The organism is Methylobacterium sp. PvP105 (assembly GCF_017876975.1).
GTDB classification, from domain to species: Bacteria; Pseudomonadota; Alphaproteobacteria; order Rhizobiales; family Beijerinckiaceae; genus Methylobacterium; species Methylobacterium radiotolerans.
Map to the genome: position 1 here is coordinate 1 of NZ_JAGIPA010000002.1, position 16,783 is coordinate 16,783.

General features: G+C 62.2%; 29 protein-coding genes. 18 read left to right on the top strand and 11 right to left on the bottom strand.

From position 1 onward, the window contains the following. On the bottom strand, positions 1 to 318 hold a 318-nt coding region (locus J3A75_RS32225), incomplete at its 3' end, for a helix-turn-helix domain-containing protein (protein ID WP_209650970.1). Between the two features lie 47 nt (positions 319 to 365). On the opposite strand from J3A75_RS32225, the gene J3A75_RS37425 reads away from it, so the two are divergent. Beyond that, positions 366 to 800 carry a mercuric transporter MerT family protein gene (locus J3A75_RS37425; protein ID WP_209650971.1) on the top strand — a complete coding sequence of 145 codons (435 nt, stop codon included), beginning with the start codon at positions 366 to 368 and terminating at the stop codon, positions 798 to 800. Between the two features lie 5 nt (positions 801 to 805). Next, positions 806 to 1,033, top strand: coding sequence for a GDCCVxC domain-containing (seleno)protein (locus tag J3A75_RS36775; protein ID WP_245372214.1), 228 nt, complete (start codon positions 806 to 808; stop codon positions 1,031 to 1,033). 14 nt (positions 1,034 to 1,047) lie between these two features. On the opposite strand, the gene J3A75_RS32235 is transcribed toward J3A75_RS36775, so the two are convergent. Next, a complete protein-coding gene (locus J3A75_RS32235; RefSeq protein ID WP_209650972.1) occupies positions 1,048 to 1,974 on the bottom strand; it encodes a replication initiator protein A in 927 nt (308 codons plus the stop codon). On the opposite strand from J3A75_RS32235, the gene J3A75_RS32240 reads away from it, so the two are divergent. Then, on the top strand, positions 1,967 to 2,200 hold the full coding sequence (locus J3A75_RS32240) for a hypothetical protein (RefSeq protein ID WP_209650973.1): 234 nt from the start codon (positions 1,967 to 1,969) through the stop codon (positions 2,198 to 2,200). The two genes, J3A75_RS32235 and J3A75_RS32240, sit on opposite strands and share 8 nt — an antisense overlap. 322 nt (positions 2,201 to 2,522) lie before the next feature. On the opposite strand, the gene J3A75_RS32245 is transcribed toward J3A75_RS32240, so the two are convergent. Next, on the bottom strand, positions 2,523 to 3,191 hold the full coding sequence (locus J3A75_RS32245) for a recombinase family protein (protein WP_209650974.1): 669 nt from the start codon (positions 3,189 to 3,191) through the stop codon (positions 2,523 to 2,525). 322 nt (positions 3,192 to 3,513) lie between these two features. Here J3A75_RS32245 and J3A75_RS32250 point away from each other — a divergent pair, with 322 nt between their 5' ends. From J3A75_RS32250 to J3A75_RS32265, 4 genes are all read left to right on the top strand, one after another. Next, positions 3,514 to 3,948: a hypothetical protein gene (locus tag J3A75_RS32250; protein ID WP_209650975.1), complete on the top strand. Its 435-nt coding sequence runs from the start codon at positions 3,514 to 3,516 to the stop codon at positions 3,946 to 3,948. Continuing rightward, the gene (locus J3A75_RS32255; protein WP_209650976.1) at positions 3,945 to 4,220 is read left to right on the top strand and encodes a hypothetical protein; all 276 of its coding nucleotides are present in this window, start codon (positions 3,945 to 3,947) and stop codon (positions 4,218 to 4,220) included. Before J3A75_RS32250 ends, J3A75_RS32255 begins: the two co-directional genes overlap by 4 nt. Beyond that, positions 4,217 to 4,507: a hypothetical protein gene (locus J3A75_RS32260; RefSeq protein WP_209650977.1), complete on the top strand. Its 291-nt coding sequence runs from the start codon at positions 4,217 to 4,219 to the stop codon at positions 4,505 to 4,507. The genes J3A75_RS32255 and J3A75_RS32260 overlap by 4 nt, the downstream gene beginning before the upstream one ends. 80 nt (positions 4,508 to 4,587) lie before the next feature. After that, positions 4,588 to 5,154, top strand: coding sequence for a hypothetical protein (locus J3A75_RS32265; RefSeq protein WP_209650978.1), 567 nt, complete (start codon positions 4,588 to 4,590; stop codon positions 5,152 to 5,154). Between the two features lie 134 nt (positions 5,155 to 5,288). Here J3A75_RS32265 and J3A75_RS32270 read toward each other — a convergent pair whose 3' ends face one another. Together J3A75_RS32270 and J3A75_RS32275 are read right to left on the bottom strand one after the other, a co-directional pair. Continuing rightward, positions 5,289 to 5,771, bottom strand: a complete 483-nt coding sequence (locus J3A75_RS32270; protein WP_209650979.1) for a hypothetical protein — start codon at positions 5,769 to 5,771, stop codon at positions 5,289 to 5,291. 297 nt (positions 5,772 to 6,068) lie between these two features. Next, on the bottom strand, positions 6,069 to 6,482 hold the full coding sequence (locus J3A75_RS32275; RefSeq protein WP_209650980.1) for a MerR family transcriptional regulator: 414 nt from the start codon (positions 6,480 to 6,482) through the stop codon (positions 6,069 to 6,071). Positions 6,483 to 6,529: 47 nt separating this feature from the next. On the opposite strand from J3A75_RS32275, the gene J3A75_RS37430 reads away from it, so the two are divergent. Both J3A75_RS37430 and J3A75_RS36780 read left to right on the top strand, forming a co-directional pair. After that, positions 6,530 to 6,964: a mercuric transporter MerT family protein gene (locus J3A75_RS37430; RefSeq protein WP_209650971.1), complete on the top strand. Its 435-nt coding sequence runs from the start codon at positions 6,530 to 6,532 to the stop codon at positions 6,962 to 6,964. Between the two features lie 5 nt (positions 6,965 to 6,969). Beyond that, positions 6,970 to 7,197, top strand: coding sequence for a GDCCVxC domain-containing (seleno)protein (locus J3A75_RS36780; RefSeq protein ID WP_245372214.1), 228 nt, complete (start codon positions 6,970 to 6,972; stop codon positions 7,195 to 7,197). A gap of 14 nt (positions 7,198 to 7,211) precedes the next feature. Here J3A75_RS36780 and J3A75_RS32285 read toward each other — a convergent pair whose 3' ends face one another. After that, complete coding sequence (locus J3A75_RS32285) at positions 7,212 to 8,138, bottom strand: replication initiator protein A (RefSeq protein WP_209650972.1); 927 nt, start codon at positions 8,136 to 8,138, stop codon at positions 7,212 to 7,214. Here J3A75_RS32285 and J3A75_RS32290 point away from each other — a divergent pair. After that, positions 8,131 to 8,364 carry a hypothetical protein gene (locus tag J3A75_RS32290; protein WP_209650973.1) on the top strand — a complete coding sequence of 78 codons (234 nt, stop codon included), beginning with the start codon at positions 8,131 to 8,133 and terminating at the stop codon, positions 8,362 to 8,364. The genes J3A75_RS32285 and J3A75_RS32290 overlap by 8 nt on opposite strands. Positions 8,365 to 8,686: 322 nt before the next feature. Here the strand turns inward: J3A75_RS32290 and J3A75_RS32295 are convergent, their stop codons facing one another. After that, positions 8,687 to 9,355: a recombinase family protein gene (locus J3A75_RS32295; RefSeq protein ID WP_209650974.1), complete on the bottom strand. Its 669-nt coding sequence runs from the start codon at positions 9,353 to 9,355 to the stop codon at positions 8,687 to 8,689. Positions 9,356 to 9,677: 322 nt separating this feature from the next. Between J3A75_RS32295 and J3A75_RS32300 the strand changes: the two genes are divergently transcribed. The 4 genes from J3A75_RS32300 to J3A75_RS32315 all read left to right on the top strand — a co-directional run bounded on the left by J3A75_RS32300 (position 9,678) and on the right by J3A75_RS32315 (position 11,318). Next, positions 9,678 to 10,112: a hypothetical protein gene (locus tag J3A75_RS32300; RefSeq protein WP_209650975.1), complete on the top strand. Its 435-nt coding sequence runs from the start codon at positions 9,678 to 9,680 to the stop codon at positions 10,110 to 10,112. Then, positions 10,109 to 10,384, top strand: coding sequence for a hypothetical protein (locus J3A75_RS32305; RefSeq protein WP_209650976.1), 276 nt, complete (start codon positions 10,109 to 10,111; stop codon positions 10,382 to 10,384). Before J3A75_RS32300 ends, J3A75_RS32305 begins: the two co-directional genes overlap by 4 nt. Next, positions 10,381 to 10,671 carry a hypothetical protein gene (locus J3A75_RS32310; protein ID WP_209650977.1) on the top strand — a complete coding sequence of 97 codons (291 nt, stop codon included), beginning with the start codon at positions 10,381 to 10,383 and terminating at the stop codon, positions 10,669 to 10,671. Before J3A75_RS32305 ends, J3A75_RS32310 begins: the two co-directional genes overlap by 4 nt. An 80-nt stretch (positions 10,672 to 10,751) precedes the next feature. Beyond that, positions 10,752 to 11,318 (top strand): hypothetical protein, encoded by a 567-nt coding sequence (locus tag J3A75_RS32315; protein WP_209650978.1) that lies wholly within the window; start codon positions 10,752 to 10,754, stop codon positions 11,316 to 11,318. Positions 11,319 to 11,452: 134 nt separating this feature from the next. On the opposite strand, the gene J3A75_RS32320 is transcribed toward J3A75_RS32315, so the two are convergent. Beyond that, entirely contained in the window at positions 11,453 to 11,935 is a 483-nt protein-coding gene (locus tag J3A75_RS32320; protein ID WP_209650979.1) for a hypothetical protein, read from the bottom strand. 297 nt (positions 11,936 to 12,232) lie between these two features. After that, on the bottom strand, positions 12,233 to 12,646 hold the full coding sequence (locus tag J3A75_RS32325; RefSeq protein ID WP_209650980.1) for a MerR family transcriptional regulator: 414 nt from the start codon (positions 12,644 to 12,646) through the stop codon (positions 12,233 to 12,235). A gap of 47 nt (positions 12,647 to 12,693) precedes the next feature. Here J3A75_RS32325 and J3A75_RS37435 point away from each other — a divergent pair, with 47 nt between their 5' ends. Continuing rightward, the gene (locus tag J3A75_RS37435; RefSeq protein ID WP_209650971.1) at positions 12,694 to 13,128 is read left to right on the top strand and encodes a mercuric transporter MerT family protein; all 435 of its coding nucleotides are present in this window, start codon (positions 12,694 to 12,696) and stop codon (positions 13,126 to 13,128) included. A 5-nt stretch (positions 13,129 to 13,133) separates the two neighbouring features. After that, positions 13,134 to 13,361, top strand: coding sequence for a GDCCVxC domain-containing (seleno)protein (locus tag J3A75_RS36785; RefSeq protein WP_245372214.1), 228 nt, complete (start codon positions 13,134 to 13,136; stop codon positions 13,359 to 13,361). Positions 13,362 to 13,375: 14 nt separating this feature from the next. Here the strand turns inward: J3A75_RS36785 and J3A75_RS32335 are convergent, their stop codons facing one another. Next, positions 13,376 to 14,302, bottom strand: coding sequence for a replication initiator protein A (locus J3A75_RS32335; protein ID WP_209650972.1), 927 nt, complete (start codon positions 14,300 to 14,302; stop codon positions 13,376 to 13,378). Here J3A75_RS32335 and J3A75_RS32340 point away from each other — a divergent pair. Then, positions 14,295 to 14,528: a hypothetical protein gene (locus tag J3A75_RS32340; RefSeq protein ID WP_209650973.1), complete on the top strand. Its 234-nt coding sequence runs from the start codon at positions 14,295 to 14,297 to the stop codon at positions 14,526 to 14,528. The genes J3A75_RS32335 and J3A75_RS32340 overlap by 8 nt on opposite strands. 323 nt (positions 14,529 to 14,851) lie before the next feature. Here J3A75_RS32340 and J3A75_RS32345 read toward each other — a convergent pair whose 3' ends face one another. Then, positions 14,852 to 15,520: a recombinase family protein gene (locus J3A75_RS32345; protein WP_209650974.1), complete on the bottom strand. Its 669-nt coding sequence runs from the start codon at positions 15,518 to 15,520 to the stop codon at positions 14,852 to 14,854. 322 nt (positions 15,521 to 15,842) lie between these two features. On the opposite strand from J3A75_RS32345, the gene J3A75_RS32350 reads away from it, so the two are divergent. Continuing rightward, entirely contained in the window at positions 15,843 to 16,277 is a 435-nt protein-coding gene (locus J3A75_RS32350) for a hypothetical protein (protein WP_209650981.1), read from the top strand. Positions 16,278 to 16,783: the final 506 nt, after the last annotated feature.

Sequence of the window (16,783 nt, forward strand, 5' to 3'; positions counted from 1 at the left end):
CGTGAGATGGGCAAGTTTGATGCGGACCTCGGACAGATGCGCGCTCGCAATGTCCCGGACCTCGGCACAGGATCGGTGACCGGGCGCGGCCAACGTCAGCAAGGCCCGAATGTCCTCGATCCCGAAGCCCAAAGCGCGAGCATGACGGATGAACGCCAAGCGCTGGACGTGGGTCGGATCGTAGGCCCGGTGACCGCCTCCAGTACGAGCAGGGGACGGCATCAGCCCGATGCGTTCGTAGTAGCGAACCGTCTCCAGATTGACCTTGGTCGCCGCAGCAAGCTGCCCGATGGAGAGGCCGCGCGGACCTGTGACCATTTCCCTCTTGATCCTGTAGTGGCTACGGGATGCAGAGTGGCACGGCCATGACCGACACACCATCCAGAGCGGCTCCCGCGATACCTGCCCCGCGTACACGGGAGAGCCTGCCAGTTCCTGCGGGGGGCTGGTTCGCCGGGCTGGGCACGCTCGCCGGGCTGGGGGCTCTGGCGGCATCGTCCTGCTGTGCTCTGCCGGTAGCGCTCGCCAGTCTCGGTGCGACAGGGGCTGTGTTCGGTGGGTTGGCGGTGTTGGCGAGCATCCGGCTCCTCTTGCTCGGCGGGGCTACCCTGGCCCTCCTTGTGGGCTGGTGGTTGTTCTTCCACCGCCGGGCGGCAGCCTGCGACATGGATGGCCCATGTGCCAGCGCCGGACCATCACGGCGCACGGCTGCTCTGCTCGGGCTCGGGACGGCGTTGGTTGCCCTGGCGCTTGTATGGGAACCTTACCTTGAGCCGATGGCGCTCAGGGTCATGCGGTAAGGATGATGCAGCTTCAGTCCACTCTCACATGCCCGCATTGCGGCCATCAGGCGACGGAGACGATGCCGACCGACGCCTGTCAGTTCTTCTACAAGTGTACCGGCTGCGGCGCGCTCCTGCGCCCGAATGCGGGCGACTGCTGCGTGTTCTGCTCCTTCGGTGACGTACCCTGTCCGCCGATCCAAGAGGTCCGTGTGAGCGGTCAGCCTGCGTCCTGCTGCTCGCGATCATAGCGGCCACGACCGGGCTATGGGCGGTAGATGCCCCGTCGCGGTCGAGGTGGCTTACCGCGGTCCCGGATCATTGTGACCGTCTCGTGCCCGTGAACCTTGGCGATGTGGATCACGTACTCCGGCATGAGGTTGTCCGCTGCGATCTCGCGCAGGGCTCGGGCGAACTCGCGTCTGCTGGAGGAAACCCCGAGCCGATGGTGCAGCGTCTCGATCCGGAAGTTCCAGACCCCGACACCGCTCTCCGGCACCGACTTGCGCGCCATCCGGTAAAGCGCCCTGGCGATCCCTGATGTCAGATCGAAGTATCCCGGATGAACTGCGAGGATATCACGGCGGCGGGTGATCGCGTTGTACAGCCACGGAGGTAGTTCTATGATCCAGGGGCGCGTCGGATCAGCCTCACCATCGTGGGCTTCAGGTGTTAGTATGGTCGTGTACTTCGTCGGTATGGCGTAATCCGACACCCATGAGAACGGCCGCTCAAGACCTGCTCCGTCTTCTGATCGAACGTTCGTGATGACCGTCGTCATCCGGAGCCGTCTGATCGCCGCGGCCAGTTCGCGGTAGTCCTTCCCACCCGTTCCTCGACCGATGCTCTTGAGCAGGTTGTACGGCGCGAAGCTCACCCGCGGTGACGTTGGATCACCCCTTTCGATGGCGTCGTTGATCTGTGATGCGACACCGATGATGATGTCCCAATCCCATATCGTTGCGATGCCGAACTTTTCGGGCGCGTGTACCTCGATCCGGATGTTGTTGTGGGCGTAGGTGATGGGCCGTGTTCTGCGCTTCTGAAGCGACAGGAAGGGGTGCTCCATCGCGTCGCGGTTGTCCCGGAGCGGTGGGTCGATCACCGCGGCGACGAAGAGGTCCCCCTGCTCCGACACCGTGCTACGCCGCCCACATCCGCTGCCACCACGGCCGACGCCGTAGTTGGTCAAGCTGTCGCTGGAGGTCGTCTACCTCGCCTCGATGCCGAACCAGATCGGCCTCACGGGCCGCCTGGAAGGCCGCGAGGCGCTCACCGGCATCCACGACCGCCCGTTGGAGCCGATCCCGCTCCTGGGCCGCCTGAGCGCGCTCCTGGGCCGCTCCGTGCTGGACCGCCACCCGCTCGGCCTCAGCCGCCGTGGCGCGGGCTTGAAGCTCGACCAGTCGCCCACGTAGCTCAGCGACGAGGGCATCGGCCACACGGTCCAAGGCGTCGGTCGGCACCGTGCCCGAACCCGTTTCCGACACGGTGTCGAGCACGGGGTCCGGTCTCGGCACGCGGACGAGGTGCCCGACGTTGCCGTTGGGCTTCACGTCGAGCGTGCCGCGCCTGATCCGGTTGCGGATCGCAGTCGGGGTGACGCCCAGACGACGTGCGGCCTCGGCAACCGAGCACCAGTGCTCGTCCAGATCGTCGGGGACGGAGGGGGAGCGCACGGTTGCCCTCACGGTTTCAGCACGGTGAGGGTAACCGTGCCGGATCATGGTTGACGATCCGTTAAGGATTGGCAGCCCGGTCGAGCACGCGGCGAACCTGCACCGCCTGCCATGCCGAGCCGCCCCGCGGCGTCCGCACCTGCCGGGCCTGTAGCTCGCGCGCAATGCCGCGCGCACTCACGACACCGGCCGCCTGGATGTCCTCGATCACGACCAGAAGGTCACGCGCCGTCTGATCAGCGATCTCGATGACGCGCTTGCTGGCGCGATCCCGACCAGCACCCGGCACCAGGGTAGGGGCGTTGCCAAGGACACGACCACGGGCACGAGCCGCCGCCAGAGCATCCCGAGTGCGGGTGGCGATCATCTTGCGCTCGCCCTCCGCGATCACCGCCATGATCCCAACCGTCATCTCGTTCGCGTCGGGCATATCAACGGCCACGAAGCGCACACCGCTATCACGCAGCGCCAGCAGGAATGCCGCGTTCCTGCTGAGCCGATCAAGGCGCGCGATACACAAGATCGCTCCGGTTACCCTGGCGCGATGAAGAGCCGCCTTAAGCTGCGGCCGATCACAACGTTTCCCGCTCTCCACCTCGATGAACTCGCCAACCAGTTCGTGCCGGTCACTGATGTACGACCGAACCGCGGCCTGCTGCGCATCCAGGCCAAGACCACTCCGCCCCTGACGGGCCGTCGAAACACGGTAGAGCGCAACGATCTTCGACATGGGTACGGATCATCGTCGGTTGGTTCGATGGTTCGTAAATGCCATGTCCAAACCGTCAGTTCAAGCACGCGGATGTAAATAGAGACACTATCAACATCCGGAAGCCATGAACACGACAACGAAAATCATCAGCTCGAACGCAACATCACCGACGCTGATCAACAAGCTCCGCCTCTGCGGAACACGAACTAGGGGAGGGTATTGGAACTGGTGCCGATCTCCTGGCTGCGACAGATGTCGCCGTCATCGAGCACGATCCGTCTCGGACAGTGTCTCCGAGTGGGCCATCATCCAGCCGCACGCGCACACCCTTCGGAAGATCGTGTGCGAAACCCCGAGCTACTCGACACCCGATGAACTGCTGATGGGGATCAAAAGCACCCGCTTCACCATTCGCCGCGCCATAGATCGTCGGCAGCGCGACAACGCACGATGGTCGAGCATCAAGATCATCGGGTACTTCAACCCGAAGTTCATCAATGGCTTGTGGTCCGCCTCGTTCACCGGGATCATCTACCTCGATAGAGTTCATGAGGTCAACTTCCTCAACGTCATCGATCCGTTGGTGTCAGTTCGTCTACAGCGTTTCCCGAATTGCGTCGTGAAGAACGACATCCACGGTGTGCTGCATCACTCGATCAACAACACGCGCGGCGTCGAGCCGTGCGACCCGATCACGCTCTCGACGTACTATAACGCGGTTCACCGTTACGGCGGCTTCAAGTGCCTCGTCTTCCGCCGAGGGTTTCAATCATGAAGCCGCGCAAGCCGAAGAAGATCAAGCCGGGCAGCGCCTCGAAGGAGATCGAGCGCACCGCGAAGATCAGGAGGCAGAAGGACGACGAGCGTGAGCGGCACAATTCGGCCATGCGACAGCTATCACTACGCCGTCAGAAGACCATCCTACAACGTGACCCAGTCCGCCGTTCGATTGATCTCGCGATGATCGTGCAGAAGGAAATTGACGAACGACGGCGTCACAAGTTAAAGATGGACACATTAACCGAAAGAATTTTCAGAAAGACATGATCTTACCTTTTAATATTGACAAGCTGCGGGCGATCATTTCCGCCCGACCTCGCGATCCTCGTGCTCCGGTATCCGAACGGCAGACCTACACCGTGGGTCTTCCCCCGATCACCAACCATGACGAGTTTCAGGATCGGTGGGTTGAAGCGCAGGATTGGTGCCGGGAACAGGTTGACCACGCGAATGGCCATGTCTGGAGCCGCCGCAAGGACCCGGCCACCGAACACCTCGAATACTCGTTCTCGCATGACCTCACGGCCGTCGCCTTCAAGCTCCGGTTCCGGTAGCGGGCGCGATGTCGAGGAACTACGACCTCGCGCCCTCCTGGCGCGTCCTCTGCGCGCGTACCCGCGCCGAGCTACGGTGGGTGACGATCATCATCGGCGCGATCCGGGTCTCCGATGCCGATGACCCAGCGGCCCTCTCGTCGGCCGTGTCCGACATGGTCGAGGAGTTCCGCCTTCGTTGGCTCGGGATGACCCGCGGCAGGGCTCTCCCCGGCTTGATCTGGCGAGGGGTGATCGAACTGGAGCTACACCGCGACATCCGCCCCGGCAGCCACCGACACGCCCTTCTCGAAGACCTGGAGTGCGACACGAGCCCGCTCGAAGCGACGGAGCGGGTGGTGGTGGTCCACACCCACCTCGTCGCCGTGTTGCCGGACGGGATCGAGGCGGACGATCTGCGGGGCCATCTCGCGGCCGTATGGCAGGGTCGGTGGCGCACCCAGGTGAAGGGCCTCCAATCCGACCAGACTATCGAGGAGGCGGTCACGGCCTTGTGCGGGTACTGCCACAAGCACCGACTACAGTACACCAGTGGTGGTCTCAACAGTGAGACGGTTGTGTTCGGTGACAGCTACGGGAAGAGGTGGGGAGGGTTTGTCGAAGGTCTCTACGTCGGGCTGGAGAGAGAGTTCCGTTCGAAGAAGTGACCTGCAATCTTCTAACTACACCACCTCGAAAACCCATGAAAATGCTCTGCGCATCTCGTCGGACATGGGGGACTTAACGCGGGTGCGGTGGGGGACATCCCCCACCGCATGTGGTCCGAAGTGAAGCTCGTAGGTTACTTCGCCACTCTGATATTAGCGCCGACCTTCGGCTTGTTCTGCGTCTCGTCATCAGGAGTTGTGTCCGGATTTAACTTAGACGCACTCCGTTTCTTGAACGACGCCTTCTGGAGAGCTTCATCTAACTCGCCTTCTCGCGTTGCAAGGATGAGAGTTTCGACAGCATCTCCGAGCAGTTCTGGCGTTTCAGCTTTCAGTTGGTTTTGATCGCCTGATATGTAAACAAGTGATGAGCCGTAACGTGGCGCGAACACATGAAGACCGTCTTTCTCCCAGAAATCCAGTCTCAGTCTCTTGCCCTTTTTCTTACCCTGAAGTTCCGCAGGTGTCTGATGTGACAGTATGAGTTGTTTCTGGTTCTTGAGGTAGCTTGCGAAGTTCGCCCTTCTCTTCCCGGCTTGATCAGCACCTTTCCTCGTCGCCTTCGGCTTCTCCAGACCAGACGCTAAGTTCTTCTTAAGCTTGTCGAGATAGCCCATACGGTTCTCCATATTAAGATTCTCTACCCCTTGTACCAGAACCGTTGTGTTCGCGCAATCCGAGCTTGTTCTCGCGATTTATGATGTTCCTTTGTGATCCTGACGTTTATATCTCTCGTAGAGAGAGTTTCAGAGTTTACGTCCCCGCGGCTGGCGAAGCCTCTTTATTTTCCAATGGCTTGGCCGCCGAGGGTGTGGGCGATCCCCCGAATATTTGTGGGCGATCCCCCGAGGGTGATGTGGGCGATCCCCCGAGGGCTGAAGCCGGTGTAGCGGGCCTTTAGAAGGGGTGATCTTTCACGTCGCAGCGTCCAGCATGTCGAGAACCGGGCAGGCGGGCGTCGGCGCGCCGCTGCACTGGTGGATCGTGTCGCTCAGGATGCGCTCAAGCCGCGTGAGATGGGCAAGTTTGATGCGGACCTCGGACAGATGCGCGCTCGCAATGTCCCGGACCTCGGCACAGGATCGGTGACCGGGCGCGGCCAACGTCAGCAAGGCCCGAATGTCCTCGATCCCGAAGCCCAAAGCGCGAGCATGACGGATGAACGCCAAGCGCTGGACGTGGGTCGGATCGTAGGCCCGGTGACCGCCTCCAGTACGAGCAGGGGACGGCATCAGCCCGATGCGTTCGTAGTAGCGAACCGTCTCCAGATTGACCTTGGTCGCCGCAGCAAGCTGCCCGATGGAGAGGCCGCGCGGACCTGTGACCATTTCCCTCTTGATCCTGTAGTGGCTACGGGATGCAGAGTGGCACGGCCATGACCGACACACCATCCAGAGCGGCTCCCGCGATACCTGCCCCGCGTACACGGGAGAGCCTGCCAGTTCCTGCGGGGGGCTGGTTCGCCGGGCTGGGCACGCTCGCCGGGCTGGGGGCTCTGGCGGCATCGTCCTGCTGTGCTCTGCCGGTAGCGCTCGCCAGTCTCGGTGCGACAGGGGCTGTGTTCGGTGGGTTGGCGGTGTTGGCGAGCATCCGGCTCCTCTTGCTCGGCGGGGCTACCCTGGCCCTCCTTGTGGGCTGGTGGTTGTTCTTCCACCGCCGGGCGGCAGCCTGCGACATGGATGGCCCATGTGCCAGCGCCGGACCATCACGGCGCACGGCTGCTCTGCTCGGGCTCGGGACGGCGTTGGTTGCCCTGGCGCTTGTATGGGAACCTTACCTTGAGCCGATGGCGCTCAGGGTCATGCGGTAAGGATGATGCAGCTTCAGTCCACTCTCACATGCCCGCATTGCGGCCATCAGGCGACGGAGACGATGCCGACCGACGCCTGTCAGTTCTTCTACAAGTGTACCGGCTGCGGCGCGCTCCTGCGCCCGAATGCGGGCGACTGCTGCGTGTTCTGCTCCTTCGGTGACGTACCCTGTCCGCCGATCCAAGAGGTCCGTGTGAGCGGTCAGCCTGCGTCCTGCTGCTCGCGATCATAGCGGCCACGACCGGGCTATGGGCGGTAGATGCCCCGTCGCGGTCGAGGTGGCTTACCGCGGTCCCGGATCATTGTGACCGTCTCGTGCCCGTGAACCTTGGCGATGTGGATCACGTACTCCGGCATGAGGTTGTCCGCTGCGATCTCGCGCAGGGCTCGGGCGAACTCGCGTCTGCTGGAGGAAACCCCGAGCCGATGGTGCAGCGTCTCGATCCGGAAGTTCCAGACCCCGACACCGCTCTCCGGCACCGACTTGCGCGCCATCCGGTAAAGCGCCCTGGCGATCCCTGATGTCAGATCGAAGTATCCCGGATGAACTGCGAGGATATCACGGCGGCGGGTGATCGCGTTGTACAGCCACGGAGGTAGTTCTATGATCCAGGGGCGCGTCGGATCAGCCTCACCATCGTGGGCTTCAGGTGTTAGTATGGTCGTGTACTTCGTCGGTATGGCGTAATCCGACACCCATGAGAACGGCCGCTCAAGACCTGCTCCGTCTTCTGATCGAACGTTCGTGATGACCGTCGTCATCCGGAGCCGTCTGATCGCCGCGGCCAGTTCGCGGTAGTCCTTCCCACCCGTTCCTCGACCGATGCTCTTGAGCAGGTTGTACGGCGCGAAGCTCACCCGCGGTGACGTTGGATCACCCCTTTCGATGGCGTCGTTGATCTGTGATGCGACACCGATGATGATGTCCCAATCCCATATCGTTGCGATGCCGAACTTTTCGGGCGCGTGTACCTCGATCCGGATGTTGTTGTGGGCGTAGGTGATGGGCCGTGTTCTGCGCTTCTGAAGCGACAGGAAGGGGTGCTCCATCGCGTCGCGGTTGTCCCGGAGCGGTGGGTCGATCACCGCGGCGACGAAGAGGTCCCCCTGCTCCGACACCGTGCTACGCCGCCCACATCCGCTGCCACCACGGCCGACGCCGTAGTTGGTCAAGCTGTCGCTGGAGGTCGTCTACCTCGCCTCGATGCCGAACCAGATCGGCCTCACGGGCCGCCTGGAAGGCCGCGAGGCGCTCACCGGCATCCACGACCGCCCGTTGGAGCCGATCCCGCTCCTGGGCCGCCTGAGCGCGCTCCTGGGCCGCTCCGTGCTGGACCGCCACCCGCTCGGCCTCAGCCGCCGTGGCGCGGGCTTGAAGCTCGACCAGTCGCCCACGTAGCTCAGCGACGAGGGCATCGGCCACACGGTCCAAGGCGTCGGTCGGCACCGTGCCCGAACCCGTTTCCGACACGGTGTCGAGCACGGGGTCCGGTCTCGGCACGCGGACGAGGTGCCCGACGTTGCCGTTGGGCTTCACGTCGAGCGTGCCGCGCCTGATCCGGTTGCGGATCGCAGTCGGGGTGACGCCCAGACGACGTGCGGCCTCGGCAACCGAGCACCAGTGCTCGTCCAGATCGTCGGGGACGGAGGGGGAGCGCACGGTTGCCCTCACGGTTTCAGCACGGTGAGGGTAACCGTGCCGGATCATGGTTGACGATCCGTTAAGGATTGGCAGCCCGGTCGAGCACGCGGCGAACCTGCACCGCCTGCCATGCCGAGCCGCCCCGCGGCGTCCGCACCTGCCGGGCCTGTAGCTCGCGCGCAATGCCGCGCGCACTCACGACACCGGCCGCCTGGATGTCCTCGATCACGACCAGAAGGTCACGCGCCGTCTGATCAGCGATCTCGATGACGCGCTTGCTGGCGCGATCCCGACCAGCACCCGGCACCAGGGTAGGGGCGTTGCCAAGGACACGACCACGGGCACGAGCCGCCGCCAGAGCATCCCGAGTGCGGGTGGCGATCATCTTGCGCTCGCCCTCCGCGATCACCGCCATGATCCCAACCGTCATCTCGTTCGCGTCGGGCATATCAACGGCCACGAAGCGCACACCGCTATCACGCAGCGCCAGCAGGAATGCCGCGTTCCTGCTGAGCCGATCAAGGCGCGCGATACACAAGATCGCTCCGGTTACCCTGGCGCGATGAAGAGCCGCCTTAAGCTGCGGCCGATCACAACGTTTCCCGCTCTCCACCTCGATGAACTCGCCAACCAGTTCGTGCCGGTCACTGATGTACGACCGAACCGCGGCCTGCTGCGCATCCAGGCCAAGACCACTCCGCCCCTGACGGGCCGTCGAAACACGGTAGAGCGCAACGATCTTCGACATGGGTACGGATCATCGTCGGTTGGTTCGATGGTTCGTAAATGCCATGTCCAAACCGTCAGTTCAAGCACGCGGATGTAAATAGAGACACTATCAACATCCGGAAGCCATGAACACGACAACGAAAATCATCAGCTCGAACGCAACATCACCGACGCTGATCAACAAGCTCCGCCTCTGCGGAACACGAACTAGGGGAGGGTATTGGAACTGGTGCCGATCTCCTGGCTGCGACAGATGTCGCCGTCATCGAGCACGATCCGTCTCGGACAGTGTCTCCGAGTGGGCCATCATCCAGCCGCACGCGCACACCCTTCGGAAGATCGTGTGCGAAACCCCGAGCTACTCGACACCCGATGAACTGCTGATGGGGATCAAAAGCACCCGCTTCACCATTCGCCGCGCCATAGATCGTCGGCAGCGCGACAACGCACGATGGTCGAGCATCAAGATCATCGGGTACTTCAACCCGAAGTTCATCAATGGCTTGTGGTCCGCCTCGTTCACCGGGATCATCTACCTCGATAGAGTTCATGAGGTCAACTTCCTCAACGTCATCGATCCGTTGGTGTCAGTTCGTCTACAGCGTTTCCCGAATTGCGTCGTGAAGAACGACATCCACGGTGTGCTGCATCACTCGATCAACAACACGCGCGGCGTCGAGCCGTGCGACCCGATCACGCTCTCGACGTACTATAACGCGGTTCACCGTTACGGCGGCTTCAAGTGCCTCGTCTTCCGCCGAGGGTTTCAATCATGAAGCCGCGCAAGCCGAAGAAGATCAAGCCGGGCAGCGCCTCGAAGGAGATCGAGCGCACCGCGAAGATCAGGAGGCAGAAGGACGACGAGCGTGAGCGGCACAATTCGGCCATGCGACAGCTATCACTACGCCGTCAGAAGACCATCCTACAACGTGACCCAGTCCGCCGTTCGATTGATCTCGCGATGATCGTGCAGAAGGAAATTGACGAACGACGGCGTCACAAGTTAAAGATGGACACATTAACCGAAAGAATTTTCAGAAAGACATGATCTTACCTTTTAATATTGACAAGCTGCGGGCGATCATTTCCGCCCGACCTCGCGATCCTCGTGCTCCGGTATCCGAACGGCAGACCTACACCGTGGGTCTTCCCCCGATCACCAACCATGACGAGTTTCAGGATCGGTGGGTTGAAGCGCAGGATTGGTGCCGGGAACAGGTTGACCACGCGAATGGCCATGTCTGGAGCCGCCGCAAGGACCCGGCCACCGAACACCTCGAATACTCGTTCTCGCATGACCTCACGGCCGTCGCCTTCAAGCTCCGGTTCCGGTAGCGGGCGCGATGTCGAGGAACTACGACCTCGCGCCCTCCTGGCGCGTCCTCTGCGCGCGTACCCGCGCCGAGCTACGGTGGGTGACGATCATCATCGGCGCGATCCGGGTCTCCGATGCCGATGACCCAGCGGCCCTCTCGTCGGCCGTGTCCGACATGGTCGAGGAGTTCCGCCTTCGTTGGCTCGGGATGACCCGCGGCAGGGCTCTCCCCGGCTTGATCTGGCGAGGGGTGATCGAACTGGAGCTACACCGCGACATCCGCCCCGGCAGCCACCGACACGCCCTTCTCGAAGACCTGGAGTGCGACACGAGCCCGCTCGAAGCGACGGAGCGGGTGGTGGTGGTCCACACCCACCTCGTCGCCGTGTTGCCGGACGGGATCGAGGCGGACGATCTGCGGGGCCATCTCGCGGCCGTATGGCAGGGTCGGTGGCGCACCCAGGTGAAGGGCCTCCAATCCGACCAGACTATCGAGGAGGCGGTCACGGCCTTGTGCGGGTACTGCCACAAGCACCGACTACAGTACACCAGTGGTGGTCTCAACAGTGAGACGGTTGTGTTCGGTGACAGCTACGGGAAGAGGTGGGGAGGGTTTGTCGAAGGTCTCTACGTCGGGCTGGAGAGAGAGTTCCGTTCGAAGAAGTGACCTGCAATCTTCTAACTACACCACCTCGAAAACCCATGAAAATGCTCTGCGCATCTCGTCGGACATGGGGGACTTAACGCGGGTGCGGTGGGGGACATCCCCCACCGCATGTGGTCCGAAGTGAAGCTCGTAGGTTACTTCGCCACTCTGATATTAGCGCCGACCTTCGGCTTGTTCTGCGTCTCGTCATCAGGAGTTGTGTCCGGATTTAACTTAGACGCACTCCGTTTCTTGAACGACGCCTTCTGGAGAGCTTCATCTAACTCGCCTTCTCGCGTTGCAAGGATGAGAGTTTCGACAGCATCTCCGAGCAGTTCTGGCGTTTCAGCTTTCAGTTGGTTTTGATCGCCTGATATGTAAACAAGTGATGAGCCGTAACGTGGCGCGAACACATGAAGACCGTCTTTCTCCCAGAAATCCAGTCTCAGTCTCTTGCCCTTTTTCTTACCCTGAAGTTCCGCAGGTGTCTGATGTGACAGTATGAGTTGTTTCTGGTTCTTGAGGTAGCTTGCGAAGTTCGCCCTTCTCTTCCCGGCTTGATCAGCACCTTTCCTCGTCGCCTTCGGCTTCTCCAGACCAGACGCTAAGTTCTTCTTAAGCTTGTCGAGATAGCCCATACGGTTCTCCATATTAAGATTCTCTACCCCTTGTACCAGAACCGTTGTGTTCGCGCAATCCGAGCTTGTTCTCGCGATTTATGATGTTCCTTTGTGATCCTGACGTTTATATCTCTCGTAGAGAGAGTTTCAGAGTTTACGTCCCCGCGGCTGGCGAAGCCTCTTTATTTTCCAATGGCTTGGCCGCCGAGGGTGTGGGCGATCCCCCGAATATTTGTGGGCGATCCCCCGAGGGTGATGTGGGCGATCCCCCGAGGGCTGAAGCCGGTGTAGCGGGCCTTTAGAAGGGGTGATCTTTCACGTCGCAGCGTCCAGCATGTCGAGAACCGGGCAGGCGGGCGTCGGCGCGCCGCTGCACTGGTGGATCGTGTCGCTCAGGATGCGCTCAAGCCGCGTGAGATGGGCAAGTTTGATGCGGACCTCGGACAGATGCGCGCTCGCAATGTCCCGGACCTCGGCACAGGATCGGTGACCGGGCGCGGCCAACGTCAGCAAGGCCCGAATGTCCTCGATCCCGAAGCCCAAAGCGCGAGCATGACGGATGAACGCCAAGCGCTGGACGTGGGTCGGATCGTAGGCCCGGTGACCGCCTCCAGTACGAGCAGGGGACGGCATCAGCCCGATGCGTTCGTAGTAGCGAACCGTCTCCAGATTGACCTTGGTCGCCGCAGCAAGCTGCCCGATGGAGAGGCCGCGCGGACCTGTGACCATTTCCCTCTTGATCCTGTAGTGGCTACGGGATGCAGAGTGGCACGGCCATGACCGACACACCATCCAGAGCGGCTCCCGCGATACCTGCCCCGCGTACACGGGAGAGCCTGCCAGTTCCTGCGGGGGGCTGGTTCGCCGGGCTGGGCACGCTCGCCGGGCTGGGGGCTCTGGCGGCATCGTCCTGCTGTGCTCTGCCGGTAGCGCTCGCCAGTCTCGGTGCGACAGGGGCTGTGTTCGGTGGGTTGGCGGTGTTGGCGAGCATCCGGCTCCTCTTGCTCGGCGGGGCTACCCTGGCCCTCCTTGTGGGCTGGTGGTTGTTCTTCCACCGCCGGGCGGCAGCCTGCGACATGGATGGCCCATGTGCCAGCGCCGGACCATCACGGCGCACGGCTGCTCTGCTCGGGCTCGGGACGGCGTTGGTTGCCCTGGCGCTTGTATGGGAACCTTACCTTGAGCCGATGGCGCTCAGGGTCATGCGGTAAGGATGATGCAGCTTCAGTCCACTCTCACATGCCCGCATTGCGGCCATCAGGCGACGGAGACGATGCCGACCGACGCCTGTCAGTTCTTCTACAAGTGTACCGGCTGCGGCGCGCTCCTGCGCCCGAATGCGGGCGACTGCTGCGTGTTCTGCTCCTTCGGTGACGTACCCTGTCCGCCGATCCAAGAGGTCCGTGTGAGCGGTCAGCCTGCGTCCTGCTGCTCGCGATCATAGCGGCCACGACCGGGCTATGGGCGGTAGATGCCCCGTCGCGGTCGAGGTGGCTTACCGCGGTCCCGGATCATTGTGACCGTCTCGTGCCCGTGAACCTTGGCGATGTGGATCACGTACTCCGGCATGAGGTTGTCCGCTGCGATCTCGCGCAGGGCTCGGGCGAACTCGCGTCTGCTGGAGGAAACCCCGAGCCGATGGTGCAGCGTCTCGATCCGGAAGTTCCAGACCCCGACACCGCTCTCCGGCACCGACTTGCGCGCCATCCGGTAAAGCGCCCTGGCGATCCCTGATGTCAGATCGAAGTATCCCGGATGAACTGCGAGGATATCACGGCGGCGGGTGATCGCGTTGTACAGCCACGGAGGTAGTTCTATGATCCAGGGGCGCGTCGGATCAGCCTCACCATCGTGGGCTTCAGGTGTTAGTATGGTCGTGTACTTCGTCGGTATGGCGTAATCCGACACCCATGAGAACGGCCGCTCAAGACCTGCTCCGTCTTCTGATCGAACGTTCGTGATGACCGTCGTCATCCGGAGCCGTCTGATCGCCGCGGCCAGTTCGCGGTAGTCCTTCCCACCCGTTCCTCGACCGATGCTCTTGAGCAGGTTGTACGGCGCGAAGCTCACCCGCGGTGACGTTGGATCACCCCTTTCGATGGCGTCGTTGATCTGTGATGCGACACCGATGATGATGTCCCAATCCCATATCGTTGCGATGCCGAACTTTTCGGGCGCGTGTACCTCGATCCGGATGTTGTTGTGGGCGTAGGTGATGGGCCGTGTTCTGCGCTTCTGAAGCGACAGGAAGGGGTGCTCCATCGCGTCGCGGTTGTCCCGGAGCGGTGGGTCGATCACCGCGGCGACGAAGAGGTCCCCCTGCTCCGACACCGTGCTACGCCGCCCACATCCGCTGCCACCACGGCCGACGCCGTAGTTGGTCAAGCTGTCGCTGGAGGTCGTCTACCTCGCCTCGATGCCGAACCAGATCGGCCTCACGGGCCGCCTGGAAGGCCGCGAGGCGCTCACCGGCATCCACGACCGCCCGTTGGAGCCGATCCCGCTCCTGGGCCGCCTGAGCGCGCTCCTGGGCCGCTCCGTGCTGGACCGCCACCCGCTCGGCCTCAGCCGCCGTGGCGCGGGCTTGAAGCTCGACCAGTCGCCCACGTAGCTCAGCGACGAGGGCATCGGCCACACGGTCCAAGGCGTCGGTCGGCACCGTGCCCGAACCCGTTTCCGACACGGTGTCGAGCACGGGGTCCGGTCTCGGCACGCGGACGAGGTGCCCGACGTTGCCGTTGGGCTTCACGTCGAGCGTGCCGCGCCTGATCCGGTTGCGGATCGCAGTCGGGGTGACGCCCAGACGACGTGCGGCCTCGGCAACCGAGCACCAGTGCTCGTCCAGATCGTCGGGGGACGGAGGGGGAGCGCACGGTTGCCCTCACGGTTTCAGCACGGTGAGGGTAACCGTGCCGGATCATGGTTGACGATCCGTTAAGGATTGGCAGCCCGGTCGAGCACGCGGCGAACCTGCACCGCCTGCCATGCCGAGCCGCCCCGCGGCGTCCGCACCTGCCGGGCCTGTAGCTCGCGCGCAATGCCGCGCGCACTCACGACACCGGCCGCCTGGATGTCCTCGATCACGACCAGAAGGTCACGCGCCGTCTGATCAGCGATCTCGATGACGCGCTTGCTGGCGCGATCCCGACCAGCACCCGGCACCAGGGTAGGGGCGTTGCCAAGGACACGACCACGGGCACGAGCCGCCGCCAGAGCATCCCGAGTGCGGGTGGCGATCATCTTGCGCTCGCCCTCCGCGATCACCGCCATGATCCCAACCGTCATCTCGTTCGCGTCGGGCATATCAACGGCCACGAAGCGCACACCGCTATCACGCAGCGCCAGCAGGAATGCCGCGTTCCTGCTGAGCCGATCAAGGCGCGCGATACACAAGATCGCTCCGGTTACCCTGGCGCGATGAAGAGCCGCCTTAAGCTGCGGCCGATCACAACGTTTCCCGCTCTCCACCTCGATGAACTCGCCAACCAGTTCGTGCCGGTCACTGATGTACGACCGAACCGCGGCCTGCTGCGCATCCAGGCCAAGACCACTCCGCCCCTGACGGGCCGTCGAAACACGGTAGAGCGCAACGATCTTCGACATGGGTACGGATCATCGTCGGTTGGTTCGATGGTTCGTAAATGCCATGTCCAAACCGTCAGTTCAAGCACGCGGATGTAAATAGAGACACTATCAACATCCGGAAGCCATGAACACGACAACGAAAATCATCAGCTCGAACGCAACATCACCGACGCTGATCAACAAGCTCCGCCTCTGCGGAACACGAACTAGGGGAGGGTATTGGAACTGGTGCCGATCTCCTGGCTGCGACAGATGTCGCCGTCATCGAGCACGATCCGTCTCGGACAGTGTCTCCGAGTGGGCCATCATCCAGCCGCACGCGCACACCCTTCGGAAGATCGTGTGCGAAACCCCGAGCTACTCGACACCCGATGAACTGCTGATGGGGATCAAAAGCACCCGCTTCACCATTCGCCGCGCCATAGATCGTCGGCAGCGCGACAACGCACGATGGTCGAGCATCAAGATCATCGGGTACTTCAACCCGAAGTTCATCAATGGCTTGTGGTCCGCCTCGTTCACCGGGATCATCTACCTCGATAGAGTTCATGAGGTCAACTTCCTCAACGTCATCGATCCGTTGGTGTCAGTTCGTCTACAGCGTTTCCCGAATTGCGTCGTGAAGGAACGACATCCACGGTGTGCTGCATCACTCGATCAACAACACGCGCGGCGTCGAGCCGTGCGACCGATCACGCTCTCGACGTACTATAACGCGGTTCACCGTTACGGCGGCTTCAAGTGCCTCGTCTTCCGCCGAGGGTTTCAATCATGAAGCCGCGCAAGCCGAAGAAGATCAAGCCGGGCAGCGCCTCGAAGGAGATCGAGCGACCGCGAAGATCAGGAGGCAGAAGGACGACGAGCGTGAGCGGCACAATTCGGCCATGCGCAGCTATCACTACGCCGTCAGAAGACCATCCTACAACGTGACCCAGTCCGCCGTTCGATTGATCTCGCGATGATCGTGCAGAAGGAAATTGACGAACGACGGCGTCACAAGTTAAAGATGGACACATTAACCGAAAGAATTTTCAGAAAGACATGATCTTACCTTTTAATATTGACAAGCTGCGGGCGATCATTTCCGCCCGACTCGCGATCCTCGTGCACCGGTATCCGAACGGCAGACCTACACCGTGGGTCTTCCCCCGATCACCAACCATGACGAGTTTCAGGATCGGGGGTTGAAGCGCAGGATTGGTGCCGGGAACAGGTTGACCACGCGAATGGCCATGTCTGGAGCCGCCGCAAGGACCCGGCAACCGAACACCTCGAATACTC

Bases quoted from the DNA above. Each gene is read 5' to 3' on its own strand.
- J3A75_RS32310 (WP_209650977.1), top strand. From the start codon at position 10,381: ATGATCTTACCTTTTAATATTGACAAGCTGCGGGCGATCATTTCCGCC.
- J3A75_RS32260 (WP_209650977.1), top strand. From the start codon at position 4,217: ATGATCTTACCTTTTAATATTGACAAGCTGCGGGCGATCATTTCCGCC.
- J3A75_RS32295 (WP_209650974.1), bottom strand. From the start codon at position 9,355: ATGTCGAAGATCGTTGCGCTCTACCGTGTTTCGACGGCCCGTCAGGGG.
- J3A75_RS37425 (WP_209650971.1), top strand. From the start codon at position 366: ATGACCGACACACCATCCAGAGCGGCTCCCGCGATACCTGCCCCGCGT.
- J3A75_RS32345 (WP_209650974.1), bottom strand. From the start codon at position 15,520: ATGTCGAAGATCGTTGCGCTCTACCGTGTTTCGACGGCCCGTCAGGGG.
- J3A75_RS32255 (WP_209650976.1), top strand. From the start codon at position 3,945: ATGAAGCCGCGCAAGCCGAAGAAGATCAAGCCGGGCAGCGCCTCGAAG.
- J3A75_RS32325 (WP_209650980.1), bottom strand. From the start codon at position 12,646: ATGGTCACAGGTCCGCGCGGCCTCTCCATCGGGCAGCTTGCTGCGGCG.
- J3A75_RS32245 (WP_209650974.1), bottom strand. From the start codon at position 3,191: ATGTCGAAGATCGTTGCGCTCTACCGTGTTTCGACGGCCCGTCAGGGG.
- J3A75_RS32305 (WP_209650976.1), top strand. From the start codon at position 10,109: ATGAAGCCGCGCAAGCCGAAGAAGATCAAGCCGGGCAGCGCCTCGAAG.
- J3A75_RS32320 (WP_209650979.1), bottom strand. From the start codon at position 11,935: ATGGGCTATCTCGACAAGCTTAAGAAGAACTTAGCGTCTGGTCTGGAG.
- J3A75_RS37430 (WP_209650971.1), top strand. From the start codon at position 6,530: ATGACCGACACACCATCCAGAGCGGCTCCCGCGATACCTGCCCCGCGT.
- J3A75_RS32270 (WP_209650979.1), bottom strand. From the start codon at position 5,771: ATGGGCTATCTCGACAAGCTTAAGAAGAACTTAGCGTCTGGTCTGGAG.
- J3A75_RS36785 (WP_245372214.1), top strand. From the start codon at position 13,134: ATGCAGCTTCAGTCCACTCTCACATGCCCGCATTGCGGCCATCAGGCG.
- J3A75_RS32275 (WP_209650980.1), bottom strand. From the start codon at position 6,482: ATGGTCACAGGTCCGCGCGGCCTCTCCATCGGGCAGCTTGCTGCGGCG.
- J3A75_RS36775 (WP_245372214.1), top strand. From the start codon at position 806: ATGCAGCTTCAGTCCACTCTCACATGCCCGCATTGCGGCCATCAGGCG.
- J3A75_RS37435 (WP_209650971.1), top strand. From the start codon at position 12,694: ATGACCGACACACCATCCAGAGCGGCTCCCGCGATACCTGCCCCGCGT.
- J3A75_RS36780 (WP_245372214.1), top strand. From the start codon at position 6,970: ATGCAGCTTCAGTCCACTCTCACATGCCCGCATTGCGGCCATCAGGCG.